Annotated in this window: 15 protein-coding genes and 1 pseudogene; all 16 read right to left on the reverse strand. The window is 70.0% G+C overall.

From position 1 onward, the window contains the following. Positions 1-450 (reverse strand): annotated as a pseudogene (locus QM634_RS11370) (primosome assembly protein PriA); the annotation flags it as partial. A gap of 82 nt (positions 451-532) precedes the next feature. Beyond that, entirely contained in the window at positions 533-1,741 is a 1,209-nt protein-coding gene (metK, locus tag QM634_RS11375) for a methionine adenosyltransferase (protein ID WP_415042892.1), read from the reverse strand. A 130-nt stretch (positions 1,742-1,871) separates the two neighbouring features. Then, positions 1,872-3,116 (reverse strand): bifunctional phosphopantothenoylcysteine decarboxylase/phosphopantothenate--cysteine ligase CoaBC, encoded by a 1,245-nt coding sequence (gene coaBC, locus QM634_RS11380; RefSeq protein ID WP_415042893.1) that lies wholly within the window; start codon positions 3,114-3,116, stop codon positions 1,872-1,874. Positions 3,117-3,125: 9 nt separating this feature from the next. Beyond that, positions 3,126-3,422, reverse strand: a complete 297-nt coding sequence (rpoZ, locus tag QM634_RS11385) for a DNA-directed RNA polymerase subunit omega (protein ID WP_415042894.1) — start codon at positions 3,420-3,422, stop codon at positions 3,126-3,128. Between the two features lie 79 nt (positions 3,423-3,501). Then, a complete protein-coding gene (gene gmk / locus QM634_RS11390; RefSeq protein ID WP_415042895.1) occupies positions 3,502-4,095 on the reverse strand; it encodes a guanylate kinase in 594 nt (197 codons plus the stop codon). Continuing rightward, complete coding sequence (gene mihF, locus QM634_RS11395) at positions 4,088-4,405, reverse strand: integration host factor, actinobacterial type (protein ID WP_415042896.1); 318 nt, start codon at positions 4,403-4,405, stop codon at positions 4,088-4,090. The genes gmk and mihF overlap by 8 nt, the downstream gene beginning before the upstream one ends. Before the next feature lie 363 nt (positions 4,406-4,768). Continuing rightward, positions 4,769-5,602: an orotidine-5'-phosphate decarboxylase gene (gene pyrF, locus QM634_RS11400; RefSeq protein ID WP_415042906.1), complete on the reverse strand. Its 834-nt coding sequence runs from the start codon at positions 5,600-5,602 to the stop codon at positions 4,769-4,771. 5 nt (positions 5,603-5,607) lie between these two features. Beyond that, on the reverse strand, positions 5,608-8,979 hold the full coding sequence (gene carB, locus QM634_RS11405) for a carbamoyl-phosphate synthase large subunit (protein ID WP_415042897.1): 3,372 nt from the start codon (positions 8,977-8,979) through the stop codon (positions 5,608-5,610). Further along, positions 8,979-10,142: a glutamine-hydrolyzing carbamoyl-phosphate synthase small subunit gene (gene carA / locus QM634_RS11410; protein WP_415042898.1), complete on the reverse strand. Its 1,164-nt coding sequence runs from the start codon at positions 10,140-10,142 to the stop codon at positions 8,979-8,981. The genes carB and carA overlap by 1 nt, the downstream gene beginning before the upstream one ends. A gap of 8 nt (positions 10,143-10,150) precedes the next feature. Then, the gene (locus QM634_RS11415; RefSeq protein WP_415042899.1) at positions 10,151-10,705 is read right to left on the reverse strand and encodes a hypothetical protein; all 555 of its coding nucleotides are present in this window, start codon (positions 10,703-10,705) and stop codon (positions 10,151-10,153) included. Beyond that, entirely contained in the window at positions 10,702-11,991 is a 1,290-nt protein-coding gene (locus QM634_RS11420) for a dihydroorotase (RefSeq protein WP_415042900.1), read from the reverse strand. Before QM634_RS11420 ends, QM634_RS11415 begins: the two co-directional genes overlap by 4 nt. Next, positions 11,988-12,971 carry an aspartate carbamoyltransferase catalytic subunit gene (locus tag QM634_RS11425; RefSeq protein WP_415042901.1) on the reverse strand — a complete coding sequence of 328 codons (984 nt, stop codon included), beginning with the start codon at positions 12,969-12,971 and terminating at the stop codon, positions 11,988-11,990. The genes QM634_RS11420 and QM634_RS11425 overlap by 4 nt, the downstream gene beginning before the upstream one ends. Continuing rightward, positions 12,971-13,540: a bifunctional pyr operon transcriptional regulator/uracil phosphoribosyltransferase PyrR gene (pyrR, locus tag QM634_RS11430; RefSeq protein WP_415042902.1), complete on the reverse strand. Its 570-nt coding sequence runs from the start codon at positions 13,538-13,540 to the stop codon at positions 12,971-12,973. The genes QM634_RS11425 and pyrR overlap by 1 nt, the downstream gene beginning before the upstream one ends. Before the next feature lie 84 nt (positions 13,541-13,624). Beyond that, complete coding sequence (gene nusB, locus QM634_RS11435; RefSeq protein ID WP_415042903.1) at positions 13,625-14,098, reverse strand: transcription antitermination factor NusB; 474 nt, start codon at positions 14,096-14,098, stop codon at positions 13,625-13,627. Positions 14,099-14,109: 11 nt separating this feature from the next. Further along, positions 14,110-14,673, reverse strand: coding sequence for an elongation factor P (gene efp, locus QM634_RS11440; RefSeq protein ID WP_415042904.1), 564 nt, complete (start codon positions 14,671-14,673; stop codon positions 14,110-14,112). Positions 14,674-14,750: 77 nt separating this feature from the next. Then, the coding region (locus tag QM634_RS11445; protein WP_415042905.1) for a M24 family metallopeptidase at positions 14,751-15,054 on the reverse strand (304 nt) is incomplete at its 5' end.

Raw genomic sequence — 15,054 nt, forward strand, 5'->3', positions numbered from 1 at the left:
CGCCTGCCAGGCCGCGCGGGGCGCACGGCCGTCGCGCACGGCGGCGGCGAAGGCCGACGCGCCCCGGTAGGCGGTCCACCGTTGCAGGTCCGGATCGGTGTCGAGGAACGGGGCCGCGGGTGGCGCGGGCGGCGTTTCCTTCTCCGTCCGCGCGTGCCGGGGAGGAACCGCGAGGCGCAGGACGTCGGACATCGTTCCGGCATAGCGGTCGGCCACGGCCCGGCTCAGCCGGGCGACCTCGGGGGTGAGCACCGGTTCGGGCGAGACGACGCGGTCGATCCACCCGAGCTTGCCCTCGTGTTCGCTCGCGTCCAGCCGGTTGAGCAGGAAGGCGTCGACCAGGCGACCGGAGAAACGGACGCGCAGTCGTGCGCCGGGTACCGCGTCCGCGTCCTGGTCCGCATCGACGAGGTAGTCGAACGGACGGTCCAGGTGAGCGAGGCCGAGCATCGGCAACACCTGGGCCACGGGCGCGACGGGCGCCGGCTCGCGGGTGCTCACGAGGCGGCCCTGCTGCGGTGCGGCGGCCGGGTCAGAGACCGGCGGCGGCCTTGAGCTCGGCCGCCTTGTCGGTGCGCTCCCACGGCAGGTCGACGTCGGTGCGGCCGAAGTGCCCGTACGCGGCGGTGGGTGCGTAGGTGGTGTTCAGCAGGTCCAGGTCGCGGACGATGGCACCCGGACGAAGGTCGAACACCTGGGTGATGGCCTTCTGGATCAACTCGGGGTCGGTCTTCTCGGTACCGAAGGTCTCGACGAACAGCCCGACCGGGGCCGCCTTGCCGATGGCGTAGGCGACCTGCACCTCGATGCGGTCCGCCAAACCCGCCGCAACGGCGTTCTTGGCGACCCACCGCATCGCGTAGGCGGCGCTGCGGTCGACCTTCGACGGGTCCTTGCCGGAGAAGGCGCCGCCGCCGTGGCGCGCCATTCCGCCGTAGGTGTCGACGATGATCTTGCGGCCGGTCAGACCGGCGTCGCCCATCGGACCGCCGAGGACGAAGCTGCCGGTGGGGTTGACCAGCAGGCGCGGGCTGGAGGTGTCCAGGCCGTCGACGCGGAAGTCGTCGAGCACGGCCTTGACGACTTTGTCCGCGAGTGCCGGGGCCAGCGTGGCATCCCGGTCGACGCCGTCCTCGTGCTGGGTCGAGATCACGACGGTGTCGAGTCGGACCGGCTTGTCGCCCGCGTACTCGATGGTGACCTGGGTCTTGCCGTCCGGACGCAGGTACGGCAACTCGCCGCTCTTGCGGACCTCGGTCAGCCGGCGAGCGAGGCGGTGGGCCAACGCGATCGGGACGGGCATGAATTCGGGGGTCTCGTTGGTGGCGTACCCGAACATGAGGCCCTGGTCACCGGCGCCCTGCTTGTCGAGGTCGTCGTCGACGACCCCGGTCTGGGTCTCGTGCGAGTCGGTCAGGCCCTGGTTGATCTCCGGGGACTGTGCGCCGATGGCGACGTTCACACCGCAGGAGGCGCCATCGAAGCCCTTCGTCGACGAGTCGTAGCCGATGTCGAGGATGCGCTCGCGCACGATCGACGGGATATCGGCGTAGGCGGTGGTGTTGACCTCACCGGCGACGTGCACCTGCCCGGTGGTCACCAGCGTCTCGACGGCCACCTTGGCGTTCGGGTCCTGCGACAGCAGCGCGTCGAGGATCGAGTCGCTGATGGCGTCACAAATCTTGTCCGGGTGTCCCTCGGTGACGGATTCACTGGTGAACAGTCGCGACGAGATTGTCATCGGTTCCCTCTCGAGCCTCTACGGTGCCGCCGATCGCTTGTCGATCGGCTCGAAATCACTTCCAACCTACACACCGACCACGCCGGCGTCGTCGGGCGGGAGCCGCGCGCCGAACGCTCGGCCGCGCGGGTCAGGACCGCTTGAGCAGCGGCTCGAGCGCGTCGAGGATGCGGCTGGCCAGCAACGTCTTCGACGACAGCGGCAACGCCGTCTCCGTGCCCGCGCTGCTGAGCAGCCATCCGGTGTTGTCGGCGGTGCCGAAGGCCTTGCCGGAACCGACCGGGTTGACGACGAGGAGGTCGCAGCCCTTGCGGGCGAACTTGGCGCGGCCGTGCTCGAGGACTCCCCCGTTCTCGTCACCGGTCTCGGCGGCGAAACCCACGATCACGGTATCGGCGCCGATCTCCCCGCGGCCGCGCGCCTGGACCAGCCCCGCGAGGATGTCCGGATTGGTCTCCAGCTCGATCGGGGCGGGTCCTGCCGTGCCCTTCTTGATCTTCGCGTCGGCCACCGCGACGGGCCGGAAGTCGGCGACCGCGGCGGCCATGATGATCACGTCGGCCTCCGCGGCGCGCTTGGTCATCTCGTCGGAGAGCTCGACGGCACTGCTGATGTCGATCAACTCGACCCCGGCCGGTTCCCCCGCGTCCGACGTCGAACCGGCGACCAGGGTCACCTCGGCGCCGCGGGCGGCGGCGGCGCGCGCCAGGGAGAAGCCCTGTTTGCCCGAGCTGTGGTTGCCCAGATAGCGGACCGGATCGAGCGGTTCACGCGTGCCGCCGGCACTGATCAGCACACGCACGCCGTCGAGGTCGTACGGGAGGGATTCGGGCTCTTCGAGCAACAGGTCGCCCAGCAGTGCGATCTCGCCGGGCTCGGGCAGCCGTCCGGCACCCGAATCGCGCCCGGTCAGACGGCCGCTCGCCGGCGGCATGACGGTCGCGCCGTGGCGGCGCAGCGTGGCGACGTTGTCGACCGTCGCCGGGTGCTCCCACATCTCGGTGTGCATGGCCGGTACGAACAGCACCGGGCACCTCGCGGTCAGCAGGGTCGCCGTGAGCAGGTCGTCGGCCCGGCCCGTGGCCGCCCGCGACAACAGATCGGCGGTGGCGGGGGCCACGACGACCAGATCGGCCTCCTGGCCGAGGCGCACATGGGCCACCTCGTCGATGTCGTCGAAGACGCTCGTGGACACCGGATGACCCGACAGGGCCTCGAAGGTGGCGGCGCCGACGAAGTTGAGGGCGGCGGCCGTGGGGATGACGTGGACGTCGTGTCCGGCCTCGGTGAAGTGCCGGATGACCGCACACACCTTGTAGGCGGCGATGCCGCCGCCGACGCCGACGATGATGCGCTTGCGCGCCGGAGACGTCATGGCTGGGGGCTATTCGCCCTCGGTGTGCTCGAGCAGGTCGGCGTGGATCTCGCGCATGGCGATCGACAGCGGCTTCTCGTGCATGCCGGGCTCGACCAGGGGGCCGACGAATTCGAGGATGCCGTCGCCGAGCTGGTTGTAGTAGTCGTTGATCTGACGCGCCCGCTTGGCGGCGAAGATCACCAGCGCGTACTTGGACGACACGCGGTCGAGCAGATCGTCGATCGGCGGGTTGGTGATGCCCAGCGGGGTGTCGTACGCCGGTGCATCGGCGATCTCGGTGACATCAAGGTTCTGGGTGCTCACGCAAACTCCTGCATCGAACGGCTGGAAAGAATCCGGGTGGTTCCAACCCGGGTGGTCTGGGTCGTCGGACGCTCGACCACTAGCGATCGGGTCCGACCAGCAAGGATACCAACTGATCGGCCACCGAGTCGACTTCGTGGTTCACCAGCGTGTGGTCGAAGGTGTGGGCGAGCTCCATTTCGGCCCGCGCCGTCTCCAACCGCCGCTGCACCACCTCCGGCGATTCGGTGCCCCGACCGGTCAACCGGGCGACCAGGTCCTCCCACGTGGGTGGCGCCAGGAAGACCGTTTTCGCCTCCGGCAGCCGGGCGACCAGATTCTCGGCGCCCTGGATGTCGACTTCGATCAACACCGGCACGCCGGCGGCCAGCGCGTCGAGGACGGGGGTGGCCGGGGTGCCCGAGCGTTGCAGGCCGCCGTGGATCTCGGCCCACTCGAGCAGTTCGTCGCCGGCGATCATCTCGTCGAACCGTTCCGGGGTGACGAAGTGGTAGTCCCGCCCGTCGACCTCGCCCGGTCGCGGTCCGCGCGTGGTGGCCGAGACGCTGAAGAACAACTCCGGCAGGCGGGCGCGGACGGCGTTGACGACGGTCGACTTACCAACAGCCGAGGGGCCGACCAGTACAACCAGTCGGCCCCTCGGCGTGGAAAGCTCGGATGAGCGATCAGGCAAGGTCAAACTTCTCCAACAGTGCCTTGCGCTGACGGTCGCCCAGGCCGCGGACGCGGCGGGTCGGAGCGATCTCCAGCTCCTCCATGATCTCGGCGGCCTTGACCTTGCCGACCTTCGGCAGAGCCTCGAGCAACGCCGAAACCTTCATCTTGCCGAGGATCTCGTCGCTCTCGGCATCCTTGAGGACCTGCTTCAGGTCGGTGCCGCCCCGCTTGAGGCGCTCCTTCAGCTCGGCGCGCGCCCGGCGGGCGGCCGCAGCCTTTTCCAGCGCTGCGGCGCGCTGCTCATCGGTCAACTGGGGAAGGGCCACGTGATCCTCCGTAAATAGTGCTTGATCAGGTCTGTCCGAGTCTCTCGACTCGTTCGGCTGCGACCCTACACCGGGTCGCGGCACTGCATAGACGCTACCGAACCCGGACCGGCGAACTACAGGGGCACCCCGTGAAAAGCCCAGGACAGCGGTCCTGTAGCGTACCCGCTCCGCTGCTGCCGCGGCCGTGCTGTCAGCCGCTGCGACCCGCCGCATTTGCGCTGGTGACAGCCCTGCGAGGGCGGTGCCGACACCCCTTGTGGGCGGGTCCGCCGCCCGGTTGGCGCGGCGCGGTGGATAACCGCTGATCAGGGCAGAAGTGCCCTATCGTGAATCTTCCGTTTCGAGCGTGTCGCGCCCAGGTCAGAGGGGTGCGAGGGCCGATTCGACGTCATCGCGCGTCCGGCCACAGGCGGTGGCCAATGCCGCCGGGTCGGGACCGGCGCCGAGAATGTCGCGTGAACTGGCCGGCAGCAACCAGTCCTGGTCGGCCTCGGCGAACACCTCCGCCAGATCGGCGGCTGTGGCGCCCTGGGCGCCCATGCCGGGTGCCAACACGACTCCACCCAGGCCGCGCAGGTCCAGCCCGTGCGCGCGGGTGGCACCGACGACGACGCCGACCGTGCCGCGACCGTCGGCGTTGACCGCGGCGGCCTCGTCGACGATCGACTGCCCCACCGAACCGCGATCGCCGACGGCGAGCTGGACGGTCCCGCCCTCGGGGTTGGACGTGCGCGCGAGCACGATCACCGCGCGCGACGATTCGCGGGCGGCCGTCACGGCAGGTGTGAGCGAGCCGAAGCCGAGAAAGGGCGACGCCGTCACCGCGTCGGAGCCCAGGGGCGAGTCATCGGTCAGCCAGGCGCGCGCGTACGCCGCCATGGTGGAGCCGATGTCGCCTCGCTTGGCGTCGGCGAGGACGAGCGCCCCCGCCTCGCGGCACCCGGTGATGACCCGTTCCAGGGCCGCGAACCCGGCGGCCCCGAAGGGCTCGAAGAAGGCGACCTGCGGCTTGATGACCGCGGCGACCGGTCCGAGGCCCTCGACGCACAGGTCCCCGAATCGCGCGACACCGTCGGCACTGACCGGCAGCCCCCACCGCTCGAGCAGCTCCGGGTGCGGATCGACGCCGGCGCACAGCCGCCCCCGCTGGGCGACCGCGGCCCGATACCGCGCCGCAAAGCCGTCGGAGCCGATGGCGCTCACTGCTGCCCGGCCTCGGCGCTGTTGACGAGGGCGGCGTGCAGGTTCTGCAGGGAGTTCACCCCGAGGTCGCCGGTGAGCAGCGCCTCGATCCCCTGCACCGCCGCACTGGCGCCCTGCACGGTGGTGATGCACGGGATGGTCGCGCTCACCGCCGCGGTTCGGATCTCGTAGCCGTCGACGCGGGGCCCGGAGTTGCCGAACGGCGTGTTGATGACCATCGCGACCTCTCCGTCCCGGATCTGGTCGACGATCGAGCGCTCACCCTCGGCGACCTCCGGATCGGAGTGTTTGCGGACCCGGGTGCACGTGATCCCGTTGCGGCGCAGCATGTCCGCGGTGCCCTCGGTCGCGAGGATCTCGAAGCCGAGGTCGGCCAACCGCTTGACCGGGAACAGTAGTGCGCGCTTGTCCTTGTTCGCGACGGACACGAACACCGCGCCGTCCTGCGGCAGCGAGCCGTAGGCCGCGGTCTGCGATTTGGCGAAGGCGCGGCCGAAGTCGGCGTCGATGCCCATCACCTCGCCGGTGGACTTCATCTCCGGGCTCAGCAGCGAATCGACGCCCGTGCCGTCGGCTCGGCGGAACCGATGGAACGGCAGCACCGCCTCCTTGACTGCGATGGGCGCGGACACCGGGGTGTTGCCGCCGTCGCCGGTCGCCGGGAGCAGTTGGGCGCTGCGCAGCTCGGCGATCGACTCCCCCATCATCACGCGCGCACACGCCTTGGCCAGCGGCACCGCAGTCGCCTTGGAGACGAACGGCACGGTACGACTCGCCCGCGGGTTGGCCTCCAGGACGTAGAGGATGTCGTCCTTGAGCGCGTACTGGACGTTGATCAGCCCGCGCACCCCGATCCCGTGCGCGAGCGCCTCGGTGGCCTTGCGCACCGCGTCGAGGTCGGCGCGGCCCAGGGTGACCGGCGGCAACGCGCACGCCGAGTCGCCGGAGTGGATGCCGGCCTCCTCGATGTGCTCCATGATGCCGCCCAGGTACACCTCGGTGCCGTCGCACAGGGCGTCGACGTCGATCTCCACCGCATCCTCGAGGAAGCGGTCGACCAGGACCGGGTGGTCGGCGGTCAGCTCGGTGGCCCGGGCGATGTAGTCGCGCAGCGAGTCCTCGTCGTACACGATCTCCATGCCGCGCCCGCCCAGGACATACGACGGTCGGACCAGCACCGGGTAGCCGATGCGGTCGGCGACCTCGATGGCCTCCTCGACGCTGGTGGCCGTGCCGAAGGCCGGGGCGGGCAACCCCGCCTTCGTCAGCACCTTGCCGAACTCGCCGCGGTCCTCGGCCAGGTCGATGGCCTCGGGCCCGGTGCCGACGATCGGTACCCCGGCGGCGGCCAGGCGGTGGGCCAGCCCCAGCGGCGTCTGGCCGCCGAGCTGCACGATGACACCGGCCACGGTGCCCGATTCGGACTCGGCGCGGTAAACCTCCAGGACGTCCTCGAAGGTCAGCGGCTCGAAGTACAGGCGGTCGGCGGTGTCGTAGTCGGTCGACACCGTCTCCGGGTTGCAGTTGACCATGACCGTCTCGTATCCGGCCTGCGACAGCGTCATGGCCGCGTGCACGCACGAGTAGTCGAACTCGATGCCCTGGCCGATGCGGTTCGGCCCGGAGCCGAGGATCAACACCTTCCGGCGCTCGGTCTGCGGGGCGACCTCGCTCGTCGCGGCGGGGTCCAGCTCGTAGGTCGAGTAGTGATACGGGGTCTTCGCCTCGAACTCGGCCGCGCAGGTGTCGACGGTCTTGTAGACCGGGTGCACCGCCAGCTTGTCGCGCAGCGCCGCGACCTTCTCCTCGGTGTCGAGCTCGCGGTCGCCACCGGCCGCGCGCAGCACGGCGATCTGTCGATCGGACAGACCCGTGGACTTCGCCTCGCGCAGCAGCGGCTCGTCGAGCTTGTCGGCGTCGCGCACCGTCGCCCCGACCTCGCCGATCCAGGCGAACTCCGCCAAGAACCAGGGGTCGATCGCCGTGGCCTCGTAGAGCTGCTCGATGGTCGCACCGGCCTCCAGGGCCAGCATGACGTCGTAGAAGCGCCCGTCCTTGGGGGTGCGCACCTTCTCCAGCAGGGCGGGAAGATCGACGTCGGCCGGATCGGGGCGGTCCGGCTCGGTCCAGAACCCGGCGGCCTTGGTCTCCAACGAGCGGAGCACCTTGCCGAAGGCCTCGGCGAAGCTGCGGCCCAGGCTCATCGCCTCGCCCACCGACTTCATCGTCGTGGTGAGCGTGTCGTCGGCTCCCGGGAACTTCTCGAAGGCGAACCGCGGCGCCTTGACGACGACGTAGTCGAGCGTGGGCTCGAAACACGCCGGCGTCTCCTTGGTGATGTCGTTGACGATCTCGTCCAGGCTGTAGCCGATGGCGAGCTTGGCGGCGATCTTGGCGATCGGGAAGCCGGTCGCCTTCGACGCGAGTGCCGACGACCGGGAGACGCGCGGGTTCATCTCGATGACCACCAGACGGCCGTCGCGCGGGTCCTGGGCGAACTGGATGTTGCAGCCGCCGGTGTCGACGCCGACCTCGCGCAGGATGGCGATCGAGAGGTCGCGCATCTTCTGGTACTCGCGGTCGGTCAGCGTCATCGCCGGGGCGACGGTGACCGAGTCGCCGGTGTGCACACCGACCGGGTCGACGTTCTCGATGGAACAGATCACCACGACGTTGTCACGGTGATCGCGCATCAGCTCGAGCTCGTACTCCTTCCACCCGAGGATCGACTCCTCGATGAGTACGTTGGCCGTCGGCGAGGCCGCCAGCCCCCCGCCGGCGATCCGGTTGAGGTCCTCCTCGTCGTAGGCCATGCCCGAGCCGAGCCCGCCCATCGTGAACGACGGGCGCACCACCACCGGATAACCGAGTTCCTCGACGGTGTCGCGCACCTCGTCCATGGTGTGGCACACCCGCGAGCGGGCGCTCTCGCCGCCGACGGAGGCGACGATGTCCTTGAACATCTGCCGGTCCTCGCCGCGCTGGATTGCGTCGAAGTCGGCGCCGATCAGTTCGATGTCGTACTTCTCCAGCGAGCCCCGGTCGTGGAGCGCGACCGCAGTGTTGAGTGCGGTCTGACCGCCGAGGGTCGCGAGCACGGCGTCGATCGGGTGGCCGGCGTCGCGCTCGGCCTCGATCACCTTCTCGACGAACTCGGGGGTGATCGGTTCGACGTAGGTCGCGTCGGCGAACTCGGGGTCGGTCATGATCGTCGCCGGGTTGGAGTTGACCAGCGACACGCGCAGGCCCTCGGCCTTGAGCACGCGGCAGGCCTGGGTACCCGAATAGTCGAATTCACACGCCTGGCCGATGACGATCGGGCCCGACCCGATGACCAGGACGTGGTTGAGGTCTTTGCGGCGTGGCATTAGGAGCGCTTCCCTTCCGTCGCCGCGTCGGTCATCGCGGTCGCGAACTTGTCGAACAGGTAGGCGGCGTCGTGCGGGCCGGCCGCCGCCTCGGGGTGGTACTGGACGGAGAAGGCCCGACCGTCGAGCAGCTCGACGCCCTCGACGGTGCCGTCGTTGGCGCACACGTGGCTCACCCGCGCCCGGCCGAAGTCCGTGTCGAACTCCTCGCCCGCCTCGCCCTCGAGCGCGAAGCCGTGGTTCTGCGAGGTGATGGACGCGCGGCCGGTGACCACGTCGAGCACCGGGATGTTGATGCCGCGGTGGCCGAAGCGCATCTTGTAGGTGCTGCGGCCCAGAGCGCGCCCGAGGATCTGGTTGCCGAAGCAGATGCCGAACAGCGGGTACCCGGCCTCGATCACCGACCGGGTGAGGGCGACCGCCGCGTCGGCCGTCGCCGGGTCGCCGGGCCCGTTGGACAGGAAGACCCCGTCGGGCTTGAGGTCGGCGATGGCGTCGAGCCCGCTCGACACCGGCAGGACATGGACCTGGATCCCCCGCTCGGCGAACATGCGCGGGGTGTTGGCCTTGATGCCCAGATCGAGTGCGGCGACGCGGAAGCGGGTCGGGCCGTCAGGTGTGACGACGTACGGCGCGGGGGTGCTGACCTCCGCGGACAGGTTCGCGCCGGCCATCGAGGGCTGGGCGGCGACGCGGGCCAGCAGTTCGTCGTCGGAGGCGAGCGCGGGACCGGAGAAGATCCCGGCACGCATCGAACCGTGGTCGCGCAGCACGCGGGTGACGGCGCGCGTGTCGATTCCCGCGATGCCGACGACGCCCTGCTCGACCAGTTGGTCGTCCAGACTGCTGGTGGCGCGCCAGTTGGAGACGCGGCGCGTGGGGTTGCGGACCGCGTAGCCGGCCACCCAGATCTTGCCCGGGTCGGGGCCGTCACCGCCGTGCAGACGGCTCTCCCCGTCCTCGTCGTTCCAGCCCGTGTTGCCGATCTGCGGCGCGGTGGCGACCATGATCTGCCGGTGGTAACTCGGATCGGTCAGCGCCTCCTGGTAGCCGGTCATCGCGGTGCAGAACACCGCTTCGCCCAGGGTCTCGCCGACGGCGCCGAACGCCGTGCCGGTGAAGACCCGGCCGTTCTCCAGGACCAGTTTTGCCGTGTCGGTCATGTGTGGGGTCACTCCGCTGTCTCGGGGTCGGTGGCTTCGGGGTCGGTCGCAGCGCCGGGGTAGGCGGCGAGCCAATGCGGGTAGTCGCGTTTGTCGTCGCCGCGCAGCGCGGTGGTCAGCCCTGTGCCGCCGGCCAGGGTCCAGTCGAGGGCGAGCAGGCCGCCGCCGTGCACGACCTTGCCCGAGGCGCTGTTGGTGATGCGCACCGCGGTGAGGGACTCCGCCGGAATCCAGATGGTCGACGCGGCGCGGCGCTCGACGGCGATTCCGTGGGTGTACCCGGTGACGGTGGCCTTGGCGCGATCGCCCAGGTCGTCGATCTGCACGCGGTCGACCCAGTCGTCGGCGCGGCTCGTCCCGACGTAGAGGCCGGTGGACGGCCCGACGATCACCTCGCCGGGGTTGTCGGGCGCGGCCGGCAGGTCGCCGAACTCCGCGTGCTGGGCCCGCCCCTTGCGGCCGCGGCCGGTGAACAGCAGCCAGAACAGCCAGCCGATGAAGAGCAGGAACACGGCCACCCCGGCAAGGAAGACCACGTTCAGCAGGATGGTTCCGGTCGTCACCAGCGCACCTCGCCGTCGAGTTGGGTGATCCGGCCCCGCAGGAGTGTCGCGGTGATGGTGGCCGGCATGGTCATGCCGCCGTAGGGCGTGTTCTGCGACTTGCTGGCGAGCTCGTCGGGCACGACCTCCCACGAGCGGTCCGGGTCGACGAGGGCCAGGTTCGCCGGCTCGCCCACGGCGATCAGGCGGCCCTGGTCGGGCAGACCGACGATCGCCGCGGGCCGTTCGCTCATGACCCGGGCGACACCGCGCCAGTCCAGCAGCCCCGGCTCGACGAGGGTGTCGACGACGATGGGGAGCGCGGTCTCCAGGCCCAGCATTCCGGGGCGGGCGGCGGCGAACTCGCAGCACTTGTCCTGCATAGCGTGCGGCGCGTGATCGGTGGCGATGCAGTCGATCACCCCGTCGGCAATCGCTCGTCGCAGCGCAACGGTGTCGCTCTCCTCGCGCAACGGCGGGTTCACCCGGTTGAGGCCGTCGTAACCGTGCAGCCGTTCGTCGGTGAGGAGCAGGTGCTGCGGCGTTACCTCCGCGGTGATGGCAACCCCCTGTCCGCGTGCCCACTTCACCAGCTCGACGGTGCCCGCGGTGGAAGCGTGGCAGACGTGGATGCGCGCTCCGGCATCACGGGCCAGAAGGGCGTCACGGGCGACGATCGACTCCTCGGCGGCGCGGGGCCAACCGGCCAGGCCGAGCTTGGCCGCCGTCGGCCCCTCGTGGGCGACCGCGCCCACGGTCAGGCGCGGCTCCTCGGCGTGCTGGGCGATCAGCACGCCGAGCCCGGTCGCATATTCGAGGGCGCGCCGCATGACGAGCGGGTCGTCGACGCACTTGCCGTCGTCGCTGAACATCTTCACCTTGGCGACGCCGGCGGCCATCATGCCCATCTCGGCGAGCTGCTTGCCCTCCAACCCCACGGTGACTGCGCCGACCGGGTGGACGTCGACGAGCCCGACCTCGCGTCCGGCCCGGTAGACGTTGTCGGTGATGGTGGAGTTGTCGGCGACCGGATCGGTGTTCGCCATGGCGAACACCGCGGTGTACCCGCCGCGGGCGGCCGCGGCCGAACCGGTGGAGACGGTCTCGGTATCCTCGCGGCCGGGTTCGCGCAGGTGGGTGTGCAGGTCGACGAAACCGGGCAGTGCGATGGCGCCCGCGCCCTCGACGACCTCGGCGCCCTTGGCCGGTGTGAGGCCGACACCGATCTCGGTGATGACACCGTCGGCGATCGCGATGTCGACCTCGTCGCCCCCGTACGGGCGCACACCGCGCAGCAACACGCTCATCGCTCCTCCACCTGCTGGTCTCCTTGTCCTTGTGCCGAATCGGTACCGACGAGCAGGCGCAGGAGCACCGCCATGCGCACGTGCACGCCGTTCCGGACCTGTTCGAGCACCGTCGCCTGCGGCGCGTCGGCCACCGCGTAGCCGATCTCCATGCCCCGCAGCATCGGCCCCGGGTGCAGCACGACGGCATCGTCGGCGAGCATCGCCAGTCGCGCGTCGCCCAGGCCGTAACGGACCGCGTACTCGCGCGGGCTCGGGAAGAAACCGCCGTTCATGCGCTCGGCCTGGACCCGGAGCATCATGACCGCGTCGGCGGCGGGCAGCTGCGAGTCGAGGTCGTGGGAAACGGTCACCGGCCAGGTGTCGACGCCGACCGGCAGCAGGGTCGGCGGGGCGACCAGCACGACCTCGGCGCCGAGGGTCGACAGCAGGTGCGCGTTGGAGCGAGCCACCCGGGAGTGCACGATGTCCCCCACGATGACGACTCGGCGGCCCTCGATCCCCCCGAGGCGCTGACGCAGGGTCAGCGCGTCCAGGAGTGCCTGCGTCGGGTGCTCGTGGGTACCGTCGCCGGCGTTGATCACCGCGGGGCCCGTCGGCGCACCGGAGGCGTCGACGTCGGCCGTCCACTCGGCGATCTGGTGGGCGGCACCGGAGCTCGGGTGGCGCACGATCAGCGCGTCGGCGCCGGCGGCGCGCAGCGTCTTGGCGGTGTCGCGCAGCGACTCCCCCTTGCCCGCCGACGATCCGGAGGCGCTGACGTTGATGACGTCCGCGCTCATCCACTTGCCGGCGACCTCGAAGGACACGCGGGTCCGTGTCGAGTTCTCGTAGAAGACGGTCATCACCGTGCGGCCGCGCAGCGTCGGCAGCTTGCGGATCTCGCGGCCGAGGAGGGCCTGGGCGAAGCCGTCGGCGTCGTCGAGGATGCCCTCGGCGTCGTCCCGGCTCAGGTCGGCGGTGGACAGCAGGTGTCGCATCAGTCGGTCCCCCCGTGCCGCGGTCCGAGGATGACCTCGTCGGCGCCGTCGGTCTCGGTGAAGTGCACCTGGACGTCCTCGTCCCGCGCGGTCGGCAGGTTCTTGCCGACGTAGTCGGCGCGGATCGGCAGCTCACGGTGGCCGCGGTCGACGAGGACCGCGAGCTGGACGGTGGCCGGACGCCCCAGATCGCGCAGCGCGTCGAGTGCCGCGCGCACGGTGCGGCCAGAAAAAAGCACGTCATCGACGAGGATGACGTGCACGTTGTCGATACCGCCTGCGGGAACGGCGGTCCGCTCCAGTGGCCGATGCGGTTGAGCCCGCAGATCGTCGCGGTAGAGGGTGATGTCCAGGAAGCCGGTGGGAACCTCGACACCGGAGAATTCGGCGATCTTCTCGGCGAAGCGCTGGGCGAGAACCGGTCCCCGACTCGGGATGCCCAGCAGGACGAGGCGCTTGTCGTCGCCGTCGCCGAGGGCGGTCTTCTCGATGATCTGGTGCGCGATACGGGCAATCGTGCGCGATACATCGGCACCGTCGAGCAAGACCCTGCGGGCAGCGCTGGTCAAAGCCGACCTCCTTCTCCGCCTCACGGGACGGATCGTTAAAGGATGTCTGTCGACCTCGAGGCTACACGGTGGCCGCGCGGGCACCTAGTCCCGGTCGTCGTTCTCCGACGGTTGGGCGCCGGCCGCGGCCCGGACCTGCGGCGCGAGCTCGGCGATCTTGGCCAGGACACCGTTGACGAAGGCCGGCGAGTTGTCGGTGGAGAGCTCCTTGGCCAGCTGCACCGCCTCGTCGACGATGACCGCGGGGTCCACGTCGTCGGCGTTGAACAGTTCCCACGTCGCCAGACGCAGGATCGCCCGGTCGACGGCCGGGAGCCGGTCGAGTTGCCACTTGTCCAGGTGTGAGGCGATCACGGCGTCGATCTGCGCCCCGTCCGCGGCGACCCCGGCCACGCTCGTGGCCGTGTAGTCGTGGATGGTGCCGACACTGTCGTCGACGGTGTAGATCTCGCGCCGCTGGTCGATCAGGTCCATCGGCGACACGCCTTTGGCCTCGGCCTCGAACAGCAGGTCCACCGCGCGGTTGCGGGCCTTGTGGCGGGTGCCGGAGTGTTTCACAGCGCTGGGCGTCAGGAGTTGACGCGACCGAGGTAGCTGCCGTCGCGCGAGTCGACCTTCAGCTTGTCGCCGGTGTTGATGAACAGCGGCACCTGGATCTCGGCGCCGCTCTCCATGGTGGCGGGCTTGGTGCCGCCGGTCGAACGGTCGCCCTGGACGCCCGGATCGGTGTGGGTGACTTCCATCTCAACGGTTACCGGCAGCTCGATGAACAGCGGCACACCCTCGTTGAGCGAGACCTGCACGGTCATGTTCTCCAGCAGGAAGCGGGCGCCGTCGCCGACGGTGGCCGGCGGGATCGCGAACTGCTCGTAGTCGCTGGTGTCCATGAAGACGTAATCGGTGCCGTCGTTGTAGAGGAAGGTCATGTCCCGACGGTCGACGGTCGCGGTCTCGACCTTCACGCCCGCGTTGAAGGTCTTGTCGACGATCTTGCCGGACATGACGTTCTTGATCTTGGTGCGCACGAAGGCCGGCCCCTTGCCCGGCTTGACGTGCTGGAACTCCATGATCTGCCAGAGCTGGTTGTCGATCTTCAGCACGAGGCCGTTCTTGAAATCAGCAGTCGTCGCCATGGGCGTGCCTTTCTGTAGTGCGTTAGCAGCGTGCACCGCCCCACGACCGGCCGCGACCGGCCCGTGAGCCGCCTCGGTCAGTCCAGGACGGTGAAAGTCCGGTCTGTTGCAGTGAGTATCCGGCACGGCCCGTCCGACACGACAACCGTGTCCTCGATGCGGACTCCGCCGCGTCCGGGCAGGTAGACCCCTGGTTCCACCGTCACCACTGCGCCGCTAGGCAGTGTACCCGTCGCCGTCGCGCCCACCGACGGGGCTTCGTGGATCTGCAGCCCGACCCCATGACCGAGGCCGTGCACGAAGCGGTCGCCGTACCCGGCCTCGTCGATGATCGCGCGCGCCGCACCGTCGACCGCGGCGCCCGACGCGCCGGCGACAGCG

Origin of the sequence: Gordonia sp. (in: high G+C Gram-positive bacteria) (genome assembly GCF_047606305.1) — a bacterium.
Lineage (GTDB): Bacteria > Actinomycetota > Actinomycetes > Mycobacteriales > Mycobacteriaceae > Gordonia.

Coding starts and splice junctions, on each gene's coding strand:
- carA (WP_415042898.1), bottom strand. CDS start 10,142: ATGACCGACACGGCAAAACTGGTCCTGGAGAACGGCCGGGTCTTCACC.
- coaBC (WP_415042893.1), bottom strand. CDS start 3,116: ATGACGTCTCCGGCGCGCAAGCGCATCATCGTCGGCGTCGGCGGCGGC.
- efp (WP_415042904.1), bottom strand. CDS start 14,673: ATGGCGACGACTGCTGATTTCAAGAACGGCCTCGTGCTGAAGATCGAC.
- metK (WP_415042892.1), bottom strand. CDS start 1,741: ATGACAATCTCGTCGCGACTGTTCACCAGTGAATCCGTCACCGAGGGA.
- QM634_RS11425 (WP_415042901.1), bottom strand. CDS start 12,971: ATGCGACACCTGCTGTCCACCGCCGACCTGAGCCGGGACGACGCCGAG.
- QM634_RS11420 (WP_415042900.1), bottom strand. CDS start 11,991: ATGAGCGTGTTGCTGCGCGGTGTGCGCCCGTACGGGGGCGACGAGGTC.
- carB (WP_415042897.1), bottom strand. CDS start 8,979: ATGCCACGCCGCAAAGACCTCAACCACGTCCTGGTCATCGGGTCGGGC.